This is a genomic window from Gottfriedia sp. NPDC056225 (assembly GCF_042267765.1).
In the GTDB taxonomy this organism is placed as follows: Bacteria; Bacillota; Bacilli; order Bacillales; family Bacillaceae_G; genus Gottfriedia.
Genome location: NZ_JBHJTJ010000018.1, coordinates 37,739 through 60,362, shown reverse-complemented (window position 1 = coordinate 60,362; position 22,624 = coordinate 37,739). Strand labels below are relative to the sequence as shown.

Genomic DNA, 22,624 nt, shown 5'->3' with positions numbered 1-22,624 from the left:
TTATTAGAATCTATTAAATAAAGGTAGGACTAATTTAAAACAAATAGAATATTTATTTTAAAGAATAAAAAGACTTTGGAGGAGAAAAAATGAAAATTGCTTTGTTAATTATTGATATGCAAAAAATATTTTTAGAGGATAAAAAAGAGCAATTGAATGTCGAAGGTGCTTGTGAGTATATTAACTATGTTGCTGAGTCGATTCGGTCAAATAAACATTTAGTCATACATGTTCAGGATGTTGAAGGTGCCGATGAGATTAATTCTGAATCGCTTGCTATTATTCCTGAAATAAATGTAGATCAACAAGATATTTGTATTAGGAAGGAACAATCAAATGCATTTTGGAATACAGAATTGGAATCGATTTTAATAGAAAATGATATTAAGTTAGTGATTGTGGCTGGCTTTGCAGCAGAGCATTGTGTACTTTTTACATATAATGGAGCTATTGAAAGGGGATTTAAAGCGGTTATATTACAAAATGGGATATTAAGCACAAAAAGTGATATAATAACTCAAACATATCGTGATCGTAATATAATTTCTTATAATGTATTGCCATTTATTGTATAAGCTTATGTATTCAAGTAGAATTTCAAAGCTTGTTTCTTAAGTAAAAAGTCTAAAAATTAACTTTAGGAGCAAACAAAAAACCACAAGGGAATTTAAACTTGTGGTGATTTTTTTATATTTATCTTTCTATAGCAATCTTAAATTTTTTAGTGTATGCGAATTAATTCATAAATATCAGAGTCAAATCGAACTCTTGTATGTTTAGATTCAATTCGTTCTAGTTCTTCTGCTTCTTCTCTCAACTCTCCAAACCACCAAAATTTGATTTCAGTTAATAAATTAGTAAGCATCTTATTCCCCCTAGGTTGAAAATACCTTAACACTTATAGATTATAAAACTCTTTTTTTAAGCTAAGATTAATTTGATGTAAAATGATGGAAAAATTTTTATGAAGTGAACGCAACGATTTCTATTAATTGTAGGGAGTAGAAACTGTTAAAAATAGATCTAAAGACGCTAAATAAAAATTATGAAAATTTGAATTAAATAAAAGGGAAATTATGGATAGATGTAGAATACTAATTAATACCTCAAAGATTTATCCTTTAAGTATAAATCCCAAAAAGGAGCTGGTAGGCATGTCAAAATTTAGATTAATTCCTTTTAAGTTGGAAGAAGTTAAGGATTATACGAAGGAAGTACCACCTGGAGTTCAGTTAATCGAAGCTAAGTCTATTTGGGAAAAAGGGTGTCAAGGGGAAGATGTGGTCGTTGCAGTTATTGATACAGGCTGTCAAACCGACCATCCTGATTTACAAGATCGAATTATTGGTGGATATAATTTTACTGAAGACTACGGTGGAGACCCAAACGTATTCTTAGATAATAATGGACATGGGACACATGTATGTGGAACGATTGCTGCTTCTGAAAATGGAGAAGGAGTAGTCGGCGTTGCTCCAAAAGCAAAGATTCTAGCTCTTAAAGTACTGACTGGTGCTGGTGAGGGAAGTATTGAATCAATTGTACAAGCCATTGATTATGCAACAAATTGGAAAGGGTCTAATGGAGAAACAGTGCGAGTGATTTCAATGTCATTAGGTGGTCCAGGGGATGATACTTCGTTACATGCGGCGATTCAAAGAGCGGTTGAACAGAATATTGCCGTTGTATGTGCAGCTGGAAATGAAGGTGACGGAGATGGATCGACTGATGAATACAGCTATCCTGGTGCATATGATGAAGTAATAGAAGTAGGATCTGTAAATCTTCAAAAACGGTTATCACAATTTAGTAATACAAATGATGAAATTGATTTGGTTGCACCGGGAGAAAAGATTCTATCTACCTATCCAACAAATCAATATGCCGTACTTTCAGGTACTTCGATGGCAACACCGCATGTTTCAGGAGCGCTTGCTTTATTAATTCAACAATACGAAACTGAGACGAACAAGAAAATCACTGAATCAGAACTATTTGAGCTTCTAATTAGTCATACTGTCCCGCTCGGATACAGTACACTAGAGGAAGGTCATGGACTTTTAAATCTAGGCGTAAATGTTCCTGCTAAATCTGGAATGTAATATATTAATAGGTAAGTCCCGGGTAGTGTTAGTAGACTATTCGGGACTTTTTTTGTTAGATTGAAAATAACTAATAAATGGGGTGAAATTGATGTTCAAAAATCAAGTTACAGAGCTTTTAAATATCGAATATCCAATTATTCAAGCACCAATGGCCGGCGGAATTACAACTTCGAAGCTTGTTGCCGAAGTATCAAATTGCGGTGGTTTAGGTACAATCGGGGCCGGTTATATGACTCCCTCGCAAATACGCGAGCAAATTAGAGAAATAAAAAAATTAACCTCTAAACAATTTGGAATAAATTTGTTTGTTCCAAATGATTTCAAAATTGATGAAAATGAAATAGAAGCAAGTAATCATTTGCTCTTACCAATAAATGAAGAATTAAATTTAAAACAAGATGAGCGGATACAACTACCAAGTTTTAATAGACTTACCGAAACATTTCATGAACAAATTAAAGTAATAATTGAAGAGAAGGTACCTATTTGTTCTTTTACTTTTGGTTTGCCATCTATAGAATTAATTAAAGAATTAAAGTTTCATAATATTATTTTGATTGGAACAGCTACAACGCTGAAAGAAGCGATTGAAATCGAAAAAGCAGGAATGGATTTAGTTGTTGTTCAAGGTAGTGAGGCAGGTGGGCATAGAGGTAATTTCATAAGTGACGATGAGGAAAGTTTAATTGGTTTAATGTCACTTATTCCACAAGTTGTAGACCACGTTAACATCCCAATAATTGCTGCAGGCGGAATTATGGATGGAAGAGGATTAACTGCGTCGATGTGCTTAGGGGCAAAAGCGGTACAAATGGGTACTGCATTTTTAACCTGTATTGAAAGTGGGGCGCATGAAGTACATAAAAATGCAATTTTAAATGCAACTGAAGAGCAGTTAGTTTTGACTCGTTCATTTTCAGGAAAATGGGCAAGAGGAGTCGGAAATAAATTTGTTATGGAAATGAGACAACACGAAAACTCAGTTCCTCAGTTTCCTATACAAAATACGATTACACAAACTATTAGAATAGCAGCTGCCAAACAAAGTAATAAAGAGTATATGTCTCTTTGGTCAGGACAAAGTCCGAGATTAGCTAATAATGTAACTGTAAAAGAATTGATTACTAAAATAATAGATGATGTCAAAAAAATAAAAATAGAATTTTAACATCTAATGAAAATGCGATTAAATAAGGTTCTTATTTTAGTTCTCGTAAGGCTAATTAAAGAACCTTATTAATCTATTAAAGTAAACATTTTTCGACTACTTCAATAGCATTTGATCAATATAAGACTTAATCGCATCAATATTAGGAGAAACTTGTACTTCTCTAATTTCATCTTTTTTCAATTTATCTAAAGACTTTTCTAATATTGTTTTTGCATCAGATTGAGGGATTACAACTACTCCATCAGCATCACCTACAATAATATCTCCTGGGTTTACTGATGCACCTCCACAAGAAATCGGCACATTAATTTCTCCAATTCCATGTTTCCCACTTGAAGCTACGGTGGTGCCTTTACAAAATACTGGGAAATTTAATTTCTTCGTACCGCTTATATCGCGAATTACCCCATCAACAACAATCGCACAAACCCCCATTGTTTTTGCCATTCCTACAACAAAGTCTCCTGCAATTGCACGATACTGATCTCCCTTAGCATCAATGACTATCACATCTCCAGGAGTCGCTTCTCGAATTGCTTTTAACACTGCTAAATTATCACCAACAGGAATTTTAACTGTTAGTGCTTTTCCTACAAAATTATATTCTTCTTTTAAAGGCTTAATGGAAGGATCCATATTATTTAATCCATCCATCACATCTGAAATGCAAGTTGTTGGGATTTTTTTAAATTGATTAATCATAAAAATCACTCCTCAAGTCGATTAGTTCATATATTAATTGTACAAAAAACTTAATTAAGTTAGAATTTTAAAAAAATTATTGAGCTTGATAAAAAATAATTATCGATTTAAAAAAGGTTGCAATGGATTAATATAGAATAAAATAAGTTGATAATAAAAATTATTTAATTTTTAATACAAACATTTCTGTTGTTTGATTCTCTTTGAATGAAAACTGCCAAACGTAAATAACAACAAACCCATTATTATTAATATTTTATATATGATACTTTTTAGACCAAACATAGCTCAATTATATGTACATACAGTGCATGTAATGTAACATGATTGACTTCATTTTTTAATATATAGATACATCCTTGTATAGTAACATTTAATTAAGGAGTTGAGGTGCTTGAGAGGAAAAGCTAAATACGTCTATATAACTCACAAAGTTAAAATAGAATCTACAGAAAAATTAGAAAAGCTATCCCAACTTACAGGGAAAACCAGTGCAGAACTATTGGAAAAAATGATTGAAGAAATGTACGAATTTCAAATAAATCAAAATGAATTTGAAAATCATAATGAATTTCTTAACAATAATGCAGATTCGGATAGTATTACAGATCAGGAAATAAGAGATGCAGAACAAAGATGGAGAAACTCAAAAGAAGGCGTAAAAGATTTTAGTCAAAGAATGGAAGACTGGAAAAGGGAAGAAAAAAGAAAAAATGCTGAGAAAGCAAAAGAATACAAAAAGAAAATAGTTGATTGGGCTAGAGTATGGGAAGAGTATTTAAGGAATTACTCTACTTCAATCAAAAAAAATAAAAAACATAATTTTAAATACTTCGATCCTAATGAACATGCTGAAGTTTGGAAGAAGCAAATGAGAGAATATACAAAAATGTGGCACCCAGATTATGCACCGGATAACGGAAATGCTCAGAAGTTTGGTGAGATGAAAGCCGAATACGATATTTTAAAAGGTAAAATTCCGACTGAGAAATATAGTTTATAAAATGTCTCTAATACATAATAATTCAGTATAGTATTAGTAATAGATAAATAGTAGTGGAGCAAAAAAGTTCCACTACTCTTATTAGCATATTCTAGATAGATTTTTAATCTTCTTTAGCACTATCCTCAGCGATCACTCTAAGCTCTTGATAAAAGAGATCGTGATTGCACTCCGGATTTTCTGCTTGCTTATATTTGTCAACAATTTCAAGCAGTTCACCAGTGTCACCTTTTGCATTTATAATTTCCAACAACTGATTCATATCATCAGTATATTCATCCTCTTTTTTCATTACATAACCTCCATTCATTACCTTTTGGTACATATTTGCAACCATGTATTATTTAAACAAATACTATAATTGTTATCTCCTTACTAATTGTAAAAAATTCTTCATTCATTAAAATTAAAACGACGCACAGTAGTAAACTCCTAATTTGGCTCAATTCTAGTTCTAATTACAATGACCAATTCATCGAATCTTAAAGTTTCTTGTGTATTTTCACGTACTAACAATTTTATAGATCAGCATTATGAGTATTAAATTAAAAATTTGAAGAATATAGATTTGAATTTTTTTTTGGAATAGTATAATTAGGATATAAATTTCGTTTGCAGAAATACTATTAGTTAACTAAAAACTTAATTATTGTAATTACTGATTGAATGAAGAACGGTAGGGGATTAATATGACATTTAACTTTAATGAAGAACATAATCGAAGAAAAACGAATAGTACGAAGTGGGATTCGGTTGATAAAGTATTTGGTAATACAGAAGTTTTACCTTTATGGGTTGCTGATATGGATTTTGCTTGCGCTCCTGGAATTGTTGAAGCGATCACAAAAAGAGCCCAACATCCTATTTACGGGTATGGCCATATTCCTGAAGATTTTTTTGCTTCAGCTATGAAATGGGCAAACAAGCGCTATAATACTTCAATTAAACGCGAATGGTTAAAGACTGTACCTGGTGTTGTTCCAGCGTTAAATTTAGCCATTGATGCATTTACGAAGCCTGGAGATGAAATCATCATTCAACCACCAGTTTATTTCCCATTTTTCAGTACGATTAAAAATAATGGTAGAAACATCATTGAAAATTGTTTAATCGAAGAAGATGGCTATTATTATATGGATTTAGAAGATCTACAAAATAAAATAACAACTAAAACTAAAATGATAATTTTATGTAGCCCAGCAAACCCAGTCGGAAGAGTGTGGACGAAAGAAGAATTATCAGGACTATTCGAAATATGTAAAAAGAATAAAATCATTGTCATAGCAGATGAAATTCACGCTGATTTAGTTTTTGAAAAAGGTAGTCATACACCATTTTATTCTTTAAGTGAAGACGCGGCAAACATGAGTATAACGTTTATGTCTCCAAGTAAAACATTTAATATTGCAGGCTTATTTTCTTCACTTGCAATTATTCCAAATCCAGAACTATCAATTGAGTTTACACATGCAATTGCACGTGCGAGTTTGGAAAATTTAAATATATTTGGTATTGATGCAGTAATTGCAGCCTATAACGAAGGAGAAGAATGGTTAGATGAGTTACTGGTCTATTTAAAAGGTAATGCAGAGTACATACATAATTACTTAAAAACTAATATTCCAGAAGTGAAAATGAGAGTTACAGAAGCGACCTATTTAGGATGGCTTGATTTTAGAGGTCTTGGCCTAAAAGGCGACCATTTAAACGAATTCATAATAAACGATGCGAAATTAGGTTTAAATGAAGGCCGTGGTTTTGGACTAAATGGTGATGGTTTTATGCGATTAAATTATGCCTGCACTAAAAAAACATTAGAAGAAGCTATGGCACTTTTAGAGAAAGCAGTCAAAGCTTATAAATTAAACGTTTAATCAAAATTAACAAGGAGGTAGTTTTAATGACTATGAAAATTACACCATGTATTGTAATGAGTGGTAATGCTAAAGAAGCAGTTCATTTTTATGAAAGTGAACTTGAGGCAAAAATCCTTTCTATACAAACTTATGGAGAAATGCCATTCCCTTGTTCTGAAGCCTTAAAGAGTCGTATTTCTAACGCAATACTAAAAATTGGTGAAAGTGAACTGATTTTATTTGACGCACCTACTCAGACAAATCCAGACGTAAGTAGTGAAGAAGTGGAATTTGTCCAGCCTGCTCAAAATAAAAAAGTAGAAGTTACTATTAACCTTTCAGTAGACAATGTAGAAAAAACTAGAAGTATTTTTAATTCATTACGACAAGGTGGACAGATCATCGCACCACTAGAGGAGGTTCCATTTAGCCCTGCATTTGGAACAGTAACAGATCAATTTGGCGTTACATTCATTTTAATTACTCAACAATAAAAAATAGATTAATTGTTAATGTTTTATAAAATGAGCATTAACACTGAGGAGAAAAAATGGAAAATATAAATGTTGATTTAGTTAAAAACTTAATCAAAGAACAATTTCCACACTGGTCTAATTTAGAAATAAAACCTGTTGAATTAAGCGGACATGATAACAGAACCTTCCATTTAGGAGATCGAATGAGTATTAGATTACCAAGTGCAAAATGCTATGTCCCTCAAGTTGAAAAGGAACATACTTGGCTGCCAATATTGGCAAGTAAACTAAGTTTACCAATCTCTAAACCGCTAGCTAAAGGAAAACCAAGTAAATACTATCCATGGCCTTGGACTATAAATGAATGGATTGTTGGGGAAACATTGAATAAAAATAATTTAAGTGATTTAAATAATTTTGCAACTGATTTAGGGCAATTTTTAAATGAACTACAGTTAATTGACGCAAGTCACGGACCAAAAGCAGGAGAGCATAATTTCTATAGAGGCGGAAATCTAGCTGTTTACGACAAAGAAACAAGAGATACAATCGATCGAACAAAAGAGATTTTTAGCGAAGATTTATTAACAGAAATTTGGCAAACAGCTCTTAACTCCAAATGGGACGGAGAACCAGTATGGGTACATGGTGATATTGCTCCTGGGAATTTACTTGTAAATAATGATAAGCTATGTGCTGTAATTGACTTTGGAATTATTGGCGTGGGAGACCCTTCTTGCGATGCTGCAATGGCGTGGACATTTTTCGATGCGAATAGTAGAAAAACCTTCAAAGAGGTTTTAAAGTTTGATGAAAACACTTGGAATCGAGCAAGAGGTTGGGCATTATGGAAGGCTTTAATTACTTATGATGCAAATAAGGGTTCTAATAGAGCAATTGAAGATGAGGCTTTTAACACGATTAATATCATAGTTAAAGAATACATTTCGAATAATTAGTAAATTGAATTGAGCTGTGATTATTGCAGCTCGATTTTTTTTGGAAAACTTTAAAAAGGAAAAAACATGAAAGTATTAAATCTTGTTCATACTAAAGTTGGGAGGTAATCCAACTATGTTGCAAAAATTATTAGCTAGTTTTTTCATATTAACACAATCTGTTGAACTTCCTGACAGCTTAACTGTTATTCAACAGGGTCATCCAATTGCAGTTGTAAATCGGACAGATTTTACAATGGCACTTCCAGGGACACCAATGATAAATGATAAAAAGTTTAATGAATTTATTGAAAAACTTGATCAAGAAATTTATCGTAAACCAATCAATGCATCTATTAATGAAGAAGGTAGAATTGTGCCTGGTCAAGTGGGTTACAAACTTTATCGAAATGAGTTTAAAGATAAATTTACTACATATTTTTATGGAAAAGGTCCATCACAAATTGAAGTACCAGAGTTAGATATTTATCCGAAAGTAGATAGCGAATTATTAGCCCATATTAAAATTCAACAAATCGGTCAATATGTAACATATTTTAATTCTAATAATACAAGCCGTGTACACAATATTTCACTTGCTGCAAAAGCAATAGATAATTATGTCGTTTTTCCGAATGAAATTTTTTCCTTCAATAAGGTTGTAGGAGAAAGAAGTGGCGCAAAGGGATATAAACGAGCTCCAATTATCGTAAGAGGCGAATTGTCTGAGGGCGTTGGAGGAGGAATATGCCAAGTGTCTTCAACGCTTTTTAATGCCGTTGATCGAGCTGGTTTGAAAATTATTGAACGATATTCCCATAGTAGGCGAGTTCCCTATGTACCATCAGGCCGTGATGCGACAGTTAGCTGGTACGGGCCTGACTTCCGTTTCCAAAATAAATATAATCAGCCAATCTTAATTCGAGCAAAAAGATATGGTGGTAGCATGATTGTTACACTACATTCTTCAGATGTGATTAATTATGAAATGAAAAATGTTCCGATTGCACCAAAACGTCTACCTGAGGAAATAAATACAGAAGAAGACCGACATCATTCCAATCCTTCTAGAAAAGGAAAGATTATACCACCGCATAATTCAGTTGGAGATTAAAAGTATTGAGCAATTATATAGTGACCCACAAGGTAAATTAATTTAACTTGTGGGTTTTTAGTGTTTTCGTGAATCGGTGGGTATAATTAGTCGATTTTTATACTTTCTAATATACGATTTATATCTAATAAGGAATATATCAACGAGAATAGCCTATTTATCAACGAAACCTAGTATTATATCAACGGAGTTCACAACTTTATCAATATTGTTCACTTAATGTTCGTAATATAAAATATAAACTTCAACCCACAGAAATTGCCTCAAACCCGTTATGAACGATATTCCGTCTTTTATGAACAAAAATCAGTACTTTATGCACGAAAATACTAAATTTATGAATAAAGTTCAAAATTTGTTCGTATTTAGGTAGGCAAGCCCTTATATTTAATACAAAATTAAGTATTATCTAATACGTTCAACCCTAGACATATAGAAACGAAGGATTTAGAATGATAAGAAAGATTGGAAAACAAAGGAGAATTGCATGACAAAAAGAACTGTCTTATTTGATTCGAAAGATATGGAACGAAATACTTTACCTTTTTATTACGACTACGGGAAGATCATCTCAACAATCCAACATAAGCTTTTTGAACAATTTGGAGTAGAATTCCATATGTATTCTGATGAAGAAACAACAAATGAAATTTGGGAAATTCTTGAAGAGGATCTTAAAGAAGAATCAATAGAGGTTCAATTAATCAGCCATATTTATAAAGAGCTTGAAACAAAAACTATTTCTTCGAATCACACTGAAAAAGTAATGGAACTCATTATTAAACCTCGAGTTGAAAATGGGCTATATTATTATCCGAATTATGGAGTAGCTTTATCGAAAGCAATGATTTTTGAAGCTGATAATCAGTATAATAGAGACTTAATTTTTGCTAAAAATGATGCGTGTCTTTCATCCTTTTTTCAATATGTGTTAAAAAGAAAACGAGATTATATTAAAAATTATGTAACGGTATATACAGATACAGATGACGGTGTAGAAACTTCAATTGAAAATATCACTAAAATGGTTAGTAGGGAAGATGTGTTTTTAGAAGAGCCGTTAAAAAGAGAAATTTATAGATCAATTGACCATTTCTTTAATGAAGGGCGAGAGTTCTTTAAAACTTATGAAATCCCTTATAAACGAGGATTTTTATTGTTTGGAGATCCGGGTAATGGAAAAACGACTTTAGTAAAATCAATCGCAAGTAGTATTAACGCACCAGTTGCGTATTGGCAAATAACAGAATATACTTCAAGTTACACGATTAAGGAAGTCTTTAGTTCAGTATTAAAATTAACGCCAATGGTATTGGTAATAGAGGATATTGATAGTATGCCTGCATCAGTACGTTCAGTATTTCTAAATACGATAGATGGTGCAACTTCAAAAGAAGGTTTATTTTTAATTGGGACAACTAATTATCCTGAAAGAATCGATCCAGCATTAATGAATCGCTCTGGTAGATTTGATCGAGCTTATGAAATTAAGCAACCTACAAAAGAAATGCGCTCTAGTTATTTACAGAAGAAGAAACTATCTCGAATTTTAAATCATGAAGAAATGCAGTTATTAATTGATTCAACTAGTGATTTTTCATATGCCCAATTGAATGAGTTATATATTTCAATCATTATCGAGTGGGATTGTGAACAAAAGGTTGATATTATTCGACTTTGCGATGAAATGAGATCAAGTTTACGTAAACAGAAAAAACAAAATTGGGAAAAGGGTCAATCTGTTGGGTTTTCTTTTGAATAATTGGATTCAGTATTTGGGTGTACATGGGATAAAAAAATAAATTAAATTAAAGATAGGAGCCAATTTGTGCTTCTATTTTTTGTTTGAGAAATTGACTACTTGAGCACGATGACATTAATCCGACAAATTTTCAGTAATTTTTTTTATTCTTCAATAGTTTTATAGAGTCTCTTATAGCTTTTTCTGTCTTTACTCTATAAAACCATTGGATTAATAGAATTGGTTTTAATAGATTTAAAATTGCTACCACTAGTGTCTCACCTTCACTTAGTTTTAATATTCTTATAAGTCGACATAAACACTTTTTTCAATCCCTTTCAATTGGACAGTGTGATTAAATTAGTAGTATATAATTTTTCTGTCAGTTTTACGTAAATAATGCGATTACCTACAATAAAAAAAAGTTGCCTAAGCAACTTTACAATCAATTTGGTTAGATTCAATTAATTTTGCGAATTTACTTCATAAGCAACTCGAATGCCAGATTCAATTGCACCTTGCATCCAACCTGGTATTGAAGATGTGTGTTCACCTGAAAAATGTATTCGTTCTTCTGGAGAAGCGATATAATCTCCAATTTCCTTTTGTTGATCAGGCTTTAACATTGAAACTGCTCCGGCTGCATATGGATCTTGGGTCCAGCTATGAGTGAAGCCTGTTACAAATTCGGTATATACTTGATTGCCAAATAAATAGGATAAATCTTTTAATGCTTGCTGTATTCGTTCATTTTCAGACAAACTATCCCAGTATAGGGCATCATCCTCCCATGTATAACTAGCTAATACAGTCCCAGGGCCATCACTGCCTAAATTTCTACTAGGATAATAAGTAAACCGTATCGGTAAATCAGTGATTGACCTTCCACCATATAATCCTTCTTTCTCCCAAAATCTCGTATTAAATTGTAATCCAACTTTAGTTGATGCCATATAGTGAGTAGTTCGGATTGCAAGCCACTTACTATACGAAATGGAATTCTGAGGTATTATTTCTACAAAATTAAGTACAGAGAATGGAACCGTAATAATTGCCAAATCTGAAGAAGTTTGAAATGATTCATTACTTTTTGTGTGTACTGTATGAATTGTTATTTGATCCTTATCTTGAGTTATTTTAGTCATTTTTTGCCCATAAAATAGTTCGTTTTTTAGTTGAGGTAAAAATGCATTTGGCAGTTTATCGTTTCCTCCTGTAATTTCGAATAAATAAGGATTTGAAAATAGAATCTTGAATTCTCTTAAAATACCCGTAAATGCTAATTCCGGAAAACCTCTTGTACCTAGAAGGGCTTTAATTGATTCAACAGCATTTTGAGATAATTTAGTACCATTAGGATTATATTTTAAAAACTGATCCATCGAATAATGATCAAAAAGTTTGATAATCTCTTCCCAATTAGCATCAGGATTCTGATTAATATAATCTAAAATAGGTTTAATAACTAGTTCTAAAAGTTGTTCATAGTTAAGGCCCTTTTCAGAAGGAATGACTGGATAGCCTATAATATCTGGATTTTGTTCGTATTCCTTTTTTGTAGTTTTTACTCCATTAATATAAATCAAGTCATTTTGAGTACTATTAATAAACCTATGAACTGATAAATTAAATTTATTAATATATTCAAAAACAAGATAGTGAGTTTCGGGTATACGCATAGCACCATAATCCATGTATTGGTTATTTGTAAAAGCCTCTCTTTCCGTATAAACTCTTCCACCGACACGATTATTTGCTTCTAATATGATCACTTGGTGACCTGATTCCTTTAATAATGAAGCGGCTACTAGACCTGCCAATCCTGCTCCAACAATCGTAATTTTTTGTGGATTATTTGTTGTAGTTAATCCATTACGAATGATGGAAATCATCTGGTCCTTTGAAAGTTTATGGATTAGACTCATAAGAACCAACTCTTTCTATAAATTTTTTTATCATTTGAAATTTTATTCTCTTTTAATCATATTTAGAATAATTAATGCTACAGCTATATAAAAACTGCGCAAAGACAACTTACTTTAAGAGAAGTTTGCAAGTAAGCAAAAAAAATATACTTTTAATCCCATTTTTGAATAAATTTAAACGAAGAATTAATAAATAGTTGGAAATATCAGAAAAAACTGATTGAAAAACGACATTAGTGTCGCTATAATTAAATGAAAAAAGACACCAATGTCGTTTTAAGGGGGTAAGTTTGATGAAGGGGATCATGAATAATAAAGGTTTCTTGACATTAATGACGGCTCAAGCAATTTCTAGTATAGGAGATTGGTTAAGTATTGTGGCAATTGTTACTCTTGTTGGGATAAAGTGGAATGCAACGCCGATTGAAGTATCATTTATTATTTTATGTCTTGCTGTCCCGATGGCTTTATTAGGCCCTGTAGCAGGGACGATAGCAGATCGGTTTGGGCGAAAATATTTAATGGTTATCTCTGATCTTATTCGGGCGGGATTGTTTGTTATCCTTGCATTAGCAAATACTTTGTGGATGGTTTACATTTGTTTGTTTACGATTGGATTGTTTTCAGCAATTTTTAATCCTGCAAAAAATGGTAAGTTAAAAGAATTAGTTCCGAATGAAGAAATAAAGAGTGCGATGTCTATTACAACGATGATTGACTCGGCAACGAAAATTTTTGGACCGATTTTAAGTGGGATACTAGTTTCAGCAGCTGGTACTACACCAGTATTTTATATTAATTCAGTTTCTTTTATTATCTCGGCAATCTTAATTTTCTTCCTACCAAAAGCTGTTGAACAGATTAAAGAAGAAAAAGAAAAGGGCAAATCTACTTTTAAAGCTGAATTTATGGAAGGCGTTACATTTATTAAATCAAATACACAAATTTTAGTAGGTATGTTGTTTTTAGGTTTTAGTCTATTAATCTTGCAATTATCAGATTCGCAAATTATCGTTTTAATCAGGGAACTTAAAAATGCGTCTCCAGGTTTATTCGGCTATTTAGTAACTGGATCTGGGGTTGGAATGTTTTTTTCTAGTTTAATTTTAGTGAAGAAAACGAATTATCGTGCCTATCCTTTAATGTTAATTGGAGTTTGTGGAATCGGACTTGGTTTTGGTATGATGGCGGTATTTACACATTATAATGTCGATTATTCAATTGTTTGGGCACCATTATTAGGTCTGTTTGCAGGCTTTGCAGCTTGCTTAGTTTTTGTACCATTCCAGGCATCAGTTCAAGTCGAAACACCTGTTGCGTTAACAGGGAGAGTATTTGGTGTAATTGGAAGTGTAACAACTACAGCAACAATTATCGGCCCGTTATTAGGAGGATGGTTATCAACGGTTTTAGGTGTTATTCCAACTTTTATTATAACTGCGTCGCTTTTAGTGTTTGTTTCACTAATCGGACTTTTAACAAAAAACAGATTAGAGCGAGGGAAGAAAGATGTCTCCGAAAGTCAGCAAGCAGCACCAACAGCAACGTCGAACTAAAATATTAGAAGCGGCTAAACAAGTATTTATCGAAAATGGCTATGAAAGAACTACAATGAAGCATGTAATGGATGCTTCAAACGTAAGTCGAGGAGGATTATATCAATATTTTGCTAATAAAGAAGATTTGTTTGAAGCAATATTAGCTGATTCACTCTCAAGAGTATACGATGAAACACGTGAGAAGTTAAATCAAAAAGTTGATTCATATTGGGAATTGCTCTTATTAAGGATTTTTGGTGAAAGCAGGGTGCCAAATGATAAAATGGATCCTTTGGCACCGAGTGTTTTAGAGTTTTTTATAACTGGTCGAAATGATAGTAGAAGAAGAAAATATGGAAAAGAGCGGTATCACTTTGGAATAAAAATCTATTCTGATGTCATTAAAGAAGGTCAAAAAAATAAAGAATTTAGCTCTAAGTATGATAGTGAAATAGTAGCAAGAATGATTGTTTCTTTTATTGATGGACTAGCATTAGATTATGCAATCATTTCGAATGAAGAATTGATGATGAGAGAACAATCAATCTTGTTTGTAGAACTTTTAAAAATGGCTCTAGAAGTCTAATAAAAGAGAGGGTGTCCAAAAGGGTAATGGACACCCTCATTTTCTATTTATAGGAAATATTTTGAAGAAAAAGTGGTTGAATAAAAGTCGAAGTACAAATTAAACTGTTCAATGTGCAAATAAGAAATCAGAGATTGCAAATAAAGGCCGAAGTGCAAATAAAATTAAAAAAACTGCAATTAAATTCGCTATAATTTAGACACTTAAATTTTTATCATGTAGTAAAAGATTGATAAATAAAGAAGTTATCATTATGTGAAATGGAAGGTAAATAGATAAAATAATTGAATTTACATAGTATGGGAAAACAAAAGTTAGGAGGAGGTCTGAAGTTAACGAATATTGGGCGGTAAGAGATGATTTTGGATTAGGTTTCAAATTAATTCAAGCGAAGAATAAGGAAGCTGTTAGGTCGACTAAAGATACTTGGAATGCTTACGCTTATGTTAATAATTTTGATGAACTAAATTTGCTTTATGATGAATTAAAAGCAAATGGTGCTGTGATTGATTCCGAGCCTGAATTAACTGAGTTTGATTTGGGAGTATGGAAGAAGGAATTTTCTGTGCGGGATTTTGACGGTTATGTCATTGGATTCGGTACGGCACTTAAAATTGAAAACTAAGATTATGGCAATACTATTGATGAACAAAGGAGTGATTACATGAATTTTCGAACGAAGGAACAAATTTTAGAAGAACAGCCATCTATCGAAAGAAAAATAGAATTTAGAGGTAATAAATACAAACTAATAAATACAGTTCACGATGTTTCACACGGTGGGATTGAAGATCTTACATGTTATACATACCGAAATGAAACGGAAAATGCAGAAATATTATTATATGTACAACAAGGGAAAATTGTTATTGTTGAACTATAAGAATAAGATTAAAGACTGTCTTATACAATAAAGGCAGTTTTTATTTTTTTAAGGTTAAAATGAAGATATTTAGAGATATTAAATAGAAAAATTAAACGATAGATTTGGAAAAATAGGGAGGCTATTAGTGAATTGAAAAAAATAATTCTTTTATTCTCAATTCTTTTCATAACAGCTTGTTCGCATGGTAATAATGCAGTTGAATCATTAAAAAAAGAATATCCTAAAACTGTGAAAAACGTTGTAGATCAATTACCTAAAGATGTACAAGAAGAGCTAGTAGTACCAGAAAGGCTACCGTTTAGAGCAAAGGACGTCACAATGGATGTACTAAATAATAAATCAAATGGAGCTATTAATGCTACTTCTTTTAATTACTCAAATGAAGAAGAAGAGATCACAATGTTTGTCATCACTTATCATAATAAAAAATACACCTTCCCAAAAAATCAGCAACCTTTAAAAATAACAAAATTAAAAGATGGTACAAAAGTTTTAATTGTTGATGATGATGATAATACAAAAACGATTCGTTGGAAGAAAGATGGGCTATATCATTCAATTTCACTTCTTTTTTCAGAGGAAACAGGTAAACAATTTACTATTAGAGATTTAGTAAAAACTGCAGATTCGATGAGTAAATAACTATAAGAGACCGCCAAAAAAATTTGACGGTCATTTTTTTATTGATTTTTAGTTTCATTAAGTGCTTCAGTATTTGATTTACTTGGGGCAAAATAGCCTTCAGAATTGATTGCAGCTGGTATTGGTTGCCCTTTATTTTTGTTTTTCTTTTTTACATGTGGATTTTGATTGTGACCCATAATTATCACCTCCAAAATTAGTATGTGCCACAATTCTAAGTTACTTTCAAAAGTGATGTTAACAAATTGTGGGAAAGAATTGTTAAGCGATTTTCTTCTCTTTTTGGTTTTGTTTCCTGGAGCGATTAAGGATTAATAATGCTAATATTGAAAAGAAGATTGGACCAGCTATCATCCATATTGTCGAGTTAAAATCACCTTCAATAGCTGGTTGGATGATTGTAAAAAAGTTAGCAAACCCAACTACTAATATGACGAGTATACTTGCAAATAAAGCAGTAGAATTTGACTTTAATATTTGAAATGGTTTGTCGATTCGATCATTCTTTTTAAACATTGGATAGGCAATTCCTAAAAATATATAAGGTAAAGTCATCGAAACGTTAGTCATTAGAGTCAATTTGTTAAAAAATGAAGATGCGCCTTGACCGCCAAAAGAAGTAAGGATAATGGTGATTGAAACGATTGCAAATTGGATCCACATAGCATTTACTGGTATACCTTTTTCATTTGTATCTGAGAATTTAGTTGGCCATAAGTATTTTGGTGTGCCTTTAATAATCGTTTTTAATGGTGCATAAATTAAGGTGAAAAATGCTCCAGTATAGGCAAGGAACATTGATAAACCAGTGATTCTTGCAAACCAAGTGCCTATAGTATCTGATGTAGCTGACGATAGATTAAAAGCTTTTCCAAGCTCTAAACCTAAATTATACATGAGTACATATGTGATGTTTCCTAAATTGGTCGAGCTCGCGCTTAAATCATGCGACCAGTTTATGAAAATACCAACTAAAAAAATTCCTAATGAATAGCCAACTGAAATAATAATTGCTGATATTGTAATACCTTTTGGAAAATTGCGTTCGGCATTCTCTGTTTGATCAACTAAACTTCCAATAGCTTCTAAGCCACCGTATGCAAAAATGGCAAATACTACGAATGATAATATAGCAAGGCCGGATATATAATTTGGATTCGGTGAATGAGCGAATGCAGATGAAAATGTTTTAATTGGTTGAGCAAACTTCCCTCCATTAAGTGCAAAAATGATGATACTGGTGATTAAGAGTACTATATTTAATGAGGAAACAGTTATTCCACCAATGGTTGTAACTTTACTAATACTTTCAATTCCTTTTGAAGCAAAAAAAGTAACCACTAGCATCCAAAGTAATGCTAATAAACCGATTGATTGTGTAGAGGAAAGGCCAAATAAGGAAAGTGATTGCGTTTTGTCTCTACCAAAAATGAACGTTGAAAGTGGTATCCAAACCTTTGAAGAAACACTTACCATATAGATTACATAGGATGAGAACCACATAAATGTACCAATAAAGGCAAACTTTGGCCCAACTGAATCAGCCATCCATGTATAAATACCACCTTCAGAATGCTTGTAAGCTGCTCCGAACTCAGCCATCATAAAAGCAAATGGAATAAAAAACGTAATAGCTGAAAGTAAATACCATGGAATTGCACTATATCCCATTAAATAAAAAGCAGTTGGTATATTACCAAAGCCATATACGGTTGTAAACACCATTAATATTAAACCGACTAGCGAAAGTTTTTTACTCAAGACCTCACCTCAATAATTTAATGATTATGAAAGAATATAAATATTTTCTTCAATAATCGGTAAATTATTAGTCGCTAAAATGAAGAGTATAAATAGATTGTTTAGCGTGATTAGAAATAGAATCGGATTGAAGGAACGAAAATTTCAATTCTAAATTTGTTTACTTTAGCGGGAAAAAATGAAGATAGCAATTACTTCTTTTCAAATGTTGAAATTTATCCAGTACAATTGGTGTATCTCGAAGTTTAGCAAACATTATTTTTTCTATATTAAGGAATAGTTTATTTCGATTTTTCAAACGCTAAGTTGATTAGTAAGTACATAAAACTGCTTTGTTTGAAAGAAAGGATGAAATAAATGAGCTTAAATGAAGTTTTATTTAGAGTTATATGCTCATTTTTTGTTTTATTTATTTTAACTAGATTAATGGGGAAGAAAGAAATTAGCCAATTAGATGTTTTTACATTTATTACGGCAATTACGATTGGGAATATTGCTGCATCACTTACGACATCTAAAACATTAGATATTGAGGATGGCATCATCGGATTAGTTGGTTGGGCAGTTTTGACGATCATTATGGGGTATATCAGTTTAAAATCTAAATCAGCCCGTCGATTAATTCTTGGGGAACCTATTATATTAATTAGACAAGGGAAAATAATGGAAAACGCATTAAAAAAGGCTAGATTAGATACTGAACAATTTCAAGGGATGCTCCGATGTGAGAATATTTATTCTTTCAAAGATGTAGAATACGCAATTTTTGAAATTGATGGAAGTCTATCGGTTATGAAAACAAAAGATGTTAAAACGAAAAAAAATAAAGCGTGGAAAAAAACATTGGTATTTCCAACTTCAACTGCAGTGATTACTGATGGGGAAGTAAATGAAGATGCACTATCAGATTTAAATTTAGATAAAAAATGGTTAAATGCTCAGCTTGAAAGGGCAGGAATTCACTCAATTTCAGATGTATTTTTAGTAGAAGTACAAACAGATGGATCGTTATATATTGATTACCGAGAAGATCAATTAAATGAAGTAGAAAAATAATTGACTCACATCTTAAAATGGATATGAGTCAATTGATTTTTATATACGATTATTCGTAAATAGGTACCCATCCTTCAGTCGTCACAAATAGTCTAACAGCTACTACTTTACGATCATCTGCTAATGTGAAATAGTGACGAACATTTGGTGGTACTGAAATTAGATCACCGGGGTTTAATTTAACATGGAAGAAACCTTCAGTTCCTTCAATAATAAAAGAACCATGGCCGCTTACAATGAAACGAACTTCATCATCCGTATGATGATGCTCACGATTGAAGTTTTTTAATAACTCATCAAGATTTGGTGTTGCTTCTGAAAGAGTAATAATATCATTTGCTAAATAGCCACGTCTTGAAGAAATATCATCGATTTCAGCTTTAAATGTTTCAAGAATCGACGCTTTTTCATCATCTGATAAGATAAACTTTTCTTTTAATGAGCTATGTAATTGCTCGATATTCCAATTTTCATAAATAACGCCTTGTTCCTCTAAATAGGCTTTCACTTCTACATCACTTGTAATATGAAAATCTTTTTTTTCTACCCAAATTGTTGCCATAATGCATTCCTCCAACTAATTAATTTTTAATAAATAAATTTTTTTGTATGCCTTGTAATGCGTATTGGAATAGAAACTCATAAGCTTCTAAATGCTTCTTCGCTTCAAATGCTGATTCTGCCCACACTGTAATACCGTGATTATGAATTAGGACTGCTCCATGATCGTTCTTAATATGTGGAAGAAACTCATTTGCTAGGGTAGGGATATGTGCATGATTTTTAATAATTGGAACTGTAATTTCTGCATCTTCTTCCCATAATCCTAATGCTTTTATAATTTCGATACCTGAAAAAGATAACTCATCTTGGTATGGAAAATCTTTTGTTATAAAGTTATTTGCTAAAGTGTGTACATGAAGAACACATTTAGCATTCGTATTTTGATAAATTAAACGATGCAAAATTGCTTCAGCTGAAGGTTTCTTTGAATCATCCCAAACAGATTGATCAAATTCATTCACAAGTAAAAAATCGTCATACGTATGTTTTGTTTTATCTTTACCACTAGTTGTAACTAGGAAGTTTAAAGGTTCGTCATTTACTTTAATTGATAAATTTCCACTAGTTCCTAAAAACCAATCACGGTCAGCAAGTACTTTTTTTACTTCGCGGATTTCATCATAATGTTTGAAAAAGTCCTTCATACTAGTACCTCCTTCTCTAGTGAAGCTCGGATATCATAGAAGTTTTCAAAAGGAATATACGGAAGGGAAAGTTCCTCGCATTTATTCTTTAAGAAATCTCTTGCAAAAATCAAATTAGCTTCTTTTGCAATTTGTAAGTCAGTAATTGAATCTCCAATGACTATAATAAAATCATTTGATTCACTAAATTTTCTCTTAACAGAAGGCTTGCACATTCCACAGTCATTCGAACACAATGTATCACATGAATGATCCCAATGAATTTTTACAGTTGAACCTGTAAAGTCAGTACGATTACATAAAATAGCAGAAGGTGGAAGGTACTCTGCTAAAATAGGATGAACGAAAAAGTCTAAGCCGCCACTAACAACCTTTAACTCAATTTGTTGATCATTTACAAATTGAATAAAATCGTTAATACCATCTCGAATGACCGTACGATCGATTACAAAATCAGTCATTTCTTGTTTTTTCGTTGAAGGGATTGTAGCGAACATTTTCTCGACGCCTTCACGAATCGATATATTGCCATTTAATACTTCGCTTGTTAATTCGCTTACTGAAGGAGGAGCAAATTGCTTAACTAAATTGACGATATTATCTCCTTCGGTAATCGTTCCATCAAAATCACAAAAAATCTTTATTGCCATTGTTTATTTACCCCCAAAGTTGTAATGCTTTCTCAAGTGATGTATTTGGAAGTGCATAATCCTTTAATTCAACACCAGATAAAGTAGCAGATATCGCTTCTCTAAATGCATTTCCTCCACCAATCGGACCATCTGGATGACCGTGAATACCACCACCGGCGTTTATGACTTGCTCTATTCCAAAATCTTGAATTAATTGAGGTACAAGCGCTGGGTGAATTCCCGCAGATGGAACTGGGAATGTTTCTTTTAATCCATTTGATTCTGTTAAATTTTCGGCGATTTTTAATGCTGTTTCTTTTTGTAATGCAACTGAACCGTATGGTGATGGGAATAAGCTAAAGTCGGCACCTGCAATTCGTAAAAGTTTACCAAGTAATAAGCCAGCATCAATTCCGTAAATCGGCGATGCAGTAAAAGCTCCTGAAACAGCAGGGTGAGCCATAATTGGAACATTGATTGAAGGATCTTCTACTAAACCTTGAAGTACATCAATTCCATAAGAAAATACATTTAATAAAAATACATCGGCACCCGCCTCAGCTGCACGTAACGCTTTTTCCTTTAACTCATATGTACGGCCAGTTAAATTCACCGCATATAAAGTTTTGTGTCCTGTTTTTTCGTAGACTTGATTCAAAATATTTTTCCCGTGAGTGACACGGTCAGTTATTGATGTGATAGTGTCAAAAAGAATCTCGTCATCTTTTATTAAATCGACGCCACCTAATGCTTGTTTTTTTAATTCTTCCGAAATGTATGGAATATCTCTACCAATGATTGATTTGAAAATGCTCATTAATAAAGGGCGATCATATACGTCCAATTTTTCTCGAATACCTTTTATACCAAATTTTGGTCCAGGAAACAGACTTAATAAGTCATCAGTAAAATTTAAATCAATTAGTTTGATTTCCCCATCAAGTGAAAGTTTTCCGAAAACAGTTGTTAAAATTGCTGGAATATCAGCTGAAAAATTTAAACTAGGATAGTAGATTTCAATAATTCCTTTTGTCGGTTTATCGCCTAAAAAGTTAATGACATTTTCTTCACACTCAACTTCGTGAATAGAAAGTACCTTGCCTTTATGTTTTTGCAATTGGATTTGATCGTTTTGTGGTAAAGTCGTCCAAGAACCAACTGTCAAACCAAGTGCGATTGACTCTGCCTTTTTTTCTAAATTGTGATTTTTATCGTAAACTTGGTAAGTTGCTATTATTCCACTCATTTCATAACCTCCGGAAGTATTTATTCAAACAAAAAACC

General features: G+C 32.3%; 25 protein-coding genes. 15 read left to right on the top strand and 10 right to left on the bottom strand.

Features of this window, described 5'->3' with window-relative positions; all coding sequences use genetic code 11:
• The first annotated feature begins 89 nt into the window (after positions 1–89).
• Entirely contained in the window at positions 90–575 is a 486-nt protein-coding gene (locus tag ACFCYN_RS13530) for a cysteine hydrolase family protein (RefSeq protein WP_375949807.1), read from the top strand.
• A gap of 146 nt (positions 576–721) precedes the next feature.
• On the opposite strand, the gene ACFCYN_RS13525 is transcribed toward ACFCYN_RS13530, so the two are convergent.
• Complete coding sequence (locus ACFCYN_RS13525; protein ID WP_172445037.1) at positions 722–865, bottom strand: hypothetical protein; 144 nt, start codon at positions 863–865, stop codon at positions 722–724.
• A gap of 289 nt (positions 866–1,154) precedes the next feature.
• On the opposite strand from ACFCYN_RS13525, the gene ACFCYN_RS13520 reads away from it, so the two are divergent.
• Together ACFCYN_RS13520 and ACFCYN_RS13515 are read left to right on the top strand one after the other, a co-directional pair.
• On the top strand, positions 1,155–2,102 hold the full coding sequence (locus ACFCYN_RS13520; protein ID WP_172445036.1) for a S8 family peptidase: 948 nt from the start codon (positions 1,155–1,157) through the stop codon (positions 2,100–2,102).
• 91 nt (positions 2,103–2,193) lie between these two features.
• Positions 2,194–3,273, top strand: coding sequence for an NAD(P)H-dependent flavin oxidoreductase (locus ACFCYN_RS13515; protein ID WP_375949805.1), 1,080 nt, complete (start codon positions 2,194–2,196; stop codon positions 3,271–3,273).
• 96 nt (positions 3,274–3,369) lie between these two features.
• On the opposite strand, the gene ACFCYN_RS13510 is transcribed toward ACFCYN_RS13515, so the two are convergent.
• Positions 3,370–3,978, bottom strand: a complete 609-nt coding sequence (locus tag ACFCYN_RS13510; RefSeq protein WP_375949803.1) for an RraA family protein — start codon at positions 3,976–3,978, stop codon at positions 3,370–3,372.
• 394 nt (positions 3,979–4,372) lie between these two features.
• Here ACFCYN_RS13510 and ACFCYN_RS13505 point away from each other — a divergent pair, with 394 nt between their 5' ends.
• Positions 4,373–4,981, top strand: a complete 609-nt coding sequence (locus ACFCYN_RS13505) for a hypothetical protein (RefSeq protein ID WP_375949801.1) — start codon at positions 4,373–4,375, stop codon at positions 4,979–4,981.
• Between the two features lie 103 nt (positions 4,982–5,084).
• On the opposite strand, the gene ACFCYN_RS13500 is transcribed toward ACFCYN_RS13505, so the two are convergent.
• Positions 5,085–5,273 (bottom strand): hypothetical protein, encoded by a 189-nt coding sequence (locus tag ACFCYN_RS13500; protein ID WP_098172804.1) that lies wholly within the window; start codon positions 5,271–5,273, stop codon positions 5,085–5,087.
• A 397-nt stretch (positions 5,274–5,670) separates the two neighbouring features.
• Here ACFCYN_RS13500 and ACFCYN_RS13495 point away from each other — a divergent pair, with 397 nt between their 5' ends.
• From ACFCYN_RS13495 to ACFCYN_RS13475, 5 genes are all read left to right on the top strand, one after another.
• Entirely contained in the window at positions 5,671–6,855 is a 1,185-nt protein-coding gene (locus ACFCYN_RS13495) for a MalY/PatB family protein (RefSeq protein ID WP_375949799.1), read from the top strand.
• Positions 6,856–6,881: 26 nt separating this feature from the next.
• On the top strand, positions 6,882–7,331 hold the full coding sequence (locus ACFCYN_RS13490) for a VOC family protein (RefSeq protein WP_172445031.1): 450 nt from the start codon (positions 6,882–6,884) through the stop codon (positions 7,329–7,331).
• Positions 7,332–7,387: 56 nt separating this feature from the next.
• A complete protein-coding gene (locus ACFCYN_RS13485; protein WP_375949797.1) occupies positions 7,388–8,272 on the top strand; it encodes an aminoglycoside phosphotransferase family protein in 885 nt (294 codons plus the stop codon).
• Positions 8,273–8,387: 115 nt separating this feature from the next.
• Positions 8,388–9,365 (top strand): VanW family protein, encoded by a 978-nt coding sequence (locus tag ACFCYN_RS13480; RefSeq protein ID WP_375949795.1) that lies wholly within the window; start codon positions 8,388–8,390, stop codon positions 9,363–9,365.
• Positions 9,366–9,852: 487 nt separating this feature from the next.
• On the top strand, positions 9,853–11,127 hold the full coding sequence (locus tag ACFCYN_RS13475; protein ID WP_375949793.1) for an ATP-binding protein: 1,275 nt from the start codon (positions 9,853–9,855) through the stop codon (positions 11,125–11,127).
• 443 nt (positions 11,128–11,570) lie between these two features.
• On the opposite strand, the gene ACFCYN_RS13470 is transcribed toward ACFCYN_RS13475, so the two are convergent.
• Positions 11,571–13,031: a flavin monoamine oxidase family protein gene (locus ACFCYN_RS13470; RefSeq protein ID WP_375949791.1), complete on the bottom strand. Its 1,461-nt coding sequence runs from the start codon at positions 13,029–13,031 to the stop codon at positions 11,571–11,573.
• A gap of 293 nt (positions 13,032–13,324) precedes the next feature.
• On the opposite strand from ACFCYN_RS13470, the gene ACFCYN_RS13465 reads away from it, so the two are divergent.
• The 5 genes from ACFCYN_RS13465 (at position 13,325) to ACFCYN_RS13445 (ending at position 16,683) form a co-directional block, all read left to right on the top strand.
• Positions 13,325–14,587: an MFS transporter gene (locus tag ACFCYN_RS13465; protein ID WP_216854164.1), complete on the top strand. Its 1,263-nt coding sequence runs from the start codon at positions 13,325–13,327 to the stop codon at positions 14,585–14,587.
• Positions 14,541–15,155 (top strand): TetR/AcrR family transcriptional regulator, encoded by a 615-nt coding sequence (locus ACFCYN_RS13460; RefSeq protein ID WP_172445027.1) that lies wholly within the window; start codon positions 14,541–14,543, stop codon positions 15,153–15,155. The genes ACFCYN_RS13465 and ACFCYN_RS13460 overlap by 47 nt, the downstream gene beginning before the upstream one ends.
• Positions 15,156–15,624: 469 nt before the next feature.
• The gene (locus tag ACFCYN_RS13455) at positions 15,625–15,780 is read left to right on the top strand and encodes a hypothetical protein (RefSeq protein ID WP_375949789.1); all 156 of its coding nucleotides are present in this window, start codon (positions 15,625–15,627) and stop codon (positions 15,778–15,780) included.
• A 39-nt stretch (positions 15,781–15,819) separates the two neighbouring features.
• Positions 15,820–16,038, top strand: a complete 219-nt coding sequence (locus tag ACFCYN_RS13450; protein WP_098121772.1) for a hypothetical protein — start codon at positions 15,820–15,822, stop codon at positions 16,036–16,038.
• Positions 16,039–16,170: 132 nt separating this feature from the next.
• A complete protein-coding gene (locus ACFCYN_RS13445; protein ID WP_375949787.1) occupies positions 16,171–16,683 on the top strand; it encodes a hypothetical protein in 513 nt (170 codons plus the stop codon).
• Positions 16,684–16,721: 38 nt separating this feature from the next.
• On the opposite strand, the gene ACFCYN_RS13440 is transcribed toward ACFCYN_RS13445, so the two are convergent.
• Together ACFCYN_RS13440 and yjeM are read right to left on the bottom strand one after the other, a co-directional pair.
• Positions 16,722–16,862 carry a hypothetical protein gene (locus ACFCYN_RS13440; protein ID WP_375949786.1) on the bottom strand — a complete coding sequence of 47 codons (141 nt, stop codon included), beginning with the start codon at positions 16,860–16,862 and terminating at the stop codon, positions 16,722–16,724.
• 82 nt (positions 16,863–16,944) lie between these two features.
• Positions 16,945–18,444, bottom strand: a complete 1,500-nt coding sequence (gene yjeM, locus ACFCYN_RS13435) for a glutamate/gamma-aminobutyrate family transporter YjeM (RefSeq protein ID WP_375949784.1) — start codon at positions 18,442–18,444, stop codon at positions 16,945–16,947.
• Positions 18,445–18,801: 357 nt separating this feature from the next.
• On the opposite strand from yjeM, the gene ACFCYN_RS13430 reads away from it, so the two are divergent.
• A complete protein-coding gene (locus ACFCYN_RS13430; protein ID WP_375949782.1) occupies positions 18,802–19,500 on the top strand; it encodes a DUF421 domain-containing protein in 699 nt (232 codons plus the stop codon).
• A 49-nt stretch (positions 19,501–19,549) separates the two neighbouring features.
• On the opposite strand, the gene ACFCYN_RS13425 is transcribed toward ACFCYN_RS13430, so the two are convergent.
• The 4 genes from ACFCYN_RS13425 to ACFCYN_RS13410 are packed head-to-tail and all read right to left on the bottom strand — an operon-like array spanning position 19,550 to position 22,586.
• Complete coding sequence (locus ACFCYN_RS13425; protein ID WP_172445024.1) at positions 19,550–20,062, bottom strand: cupin domain-containing protein; 513 nt, start codon at positions 20,060–20,062, stop codon at positions 19,550–19,552.
• 19 nt (positions 20,063–20,081) lie between these two features.
• Positions 20,082–20,708, bottom strand: a complete 627-nt coding sequence (locus ACFCYN_RS13420) for a methylthioribulose 1-phosphate dehydratase (RefSeq protein ID WP_172445023.1) — start codon at positions 20,706–20,708, stop codon at positions 20,082–20,084.
• Positions 20,705–21,358: a 2-hydroxy-3-keto-5-methylthiopentenyl-1-phosphate phosphatase gene (locus ACFCYN_RS13415; RefSeq protein ID WP_172445022.1), complete on the bottom strand. Its 654-nt coding sequence runs from the start codon at positions 21,356–21,358 to the stop codon at positions 20,705–20,707. The genes ACFCYN_RS13420 and ACFCYN_RS13415 overlap by 4 nt, the downstream gene beginning before the upstream one ends.
• A 7-nt stretch (positions 21,359–21,365) precedes the next feature.
• The gene (locus ACFCYN_RS13410; protein ID WP_172445021.1) at positions 21,366–22,586 is read right to left on the bottom strand and encodes a 2,3-diketo-5-methylthiopentyl-1-phosphate enolase; all 1,221 of its coding nucleotides are present in this window, start codon (positions 22,584–22,586) and stop codon (positions 21,366–21,368) included.
• Positions 22,587–22,624: the final 38 nt, after the last annotated feature.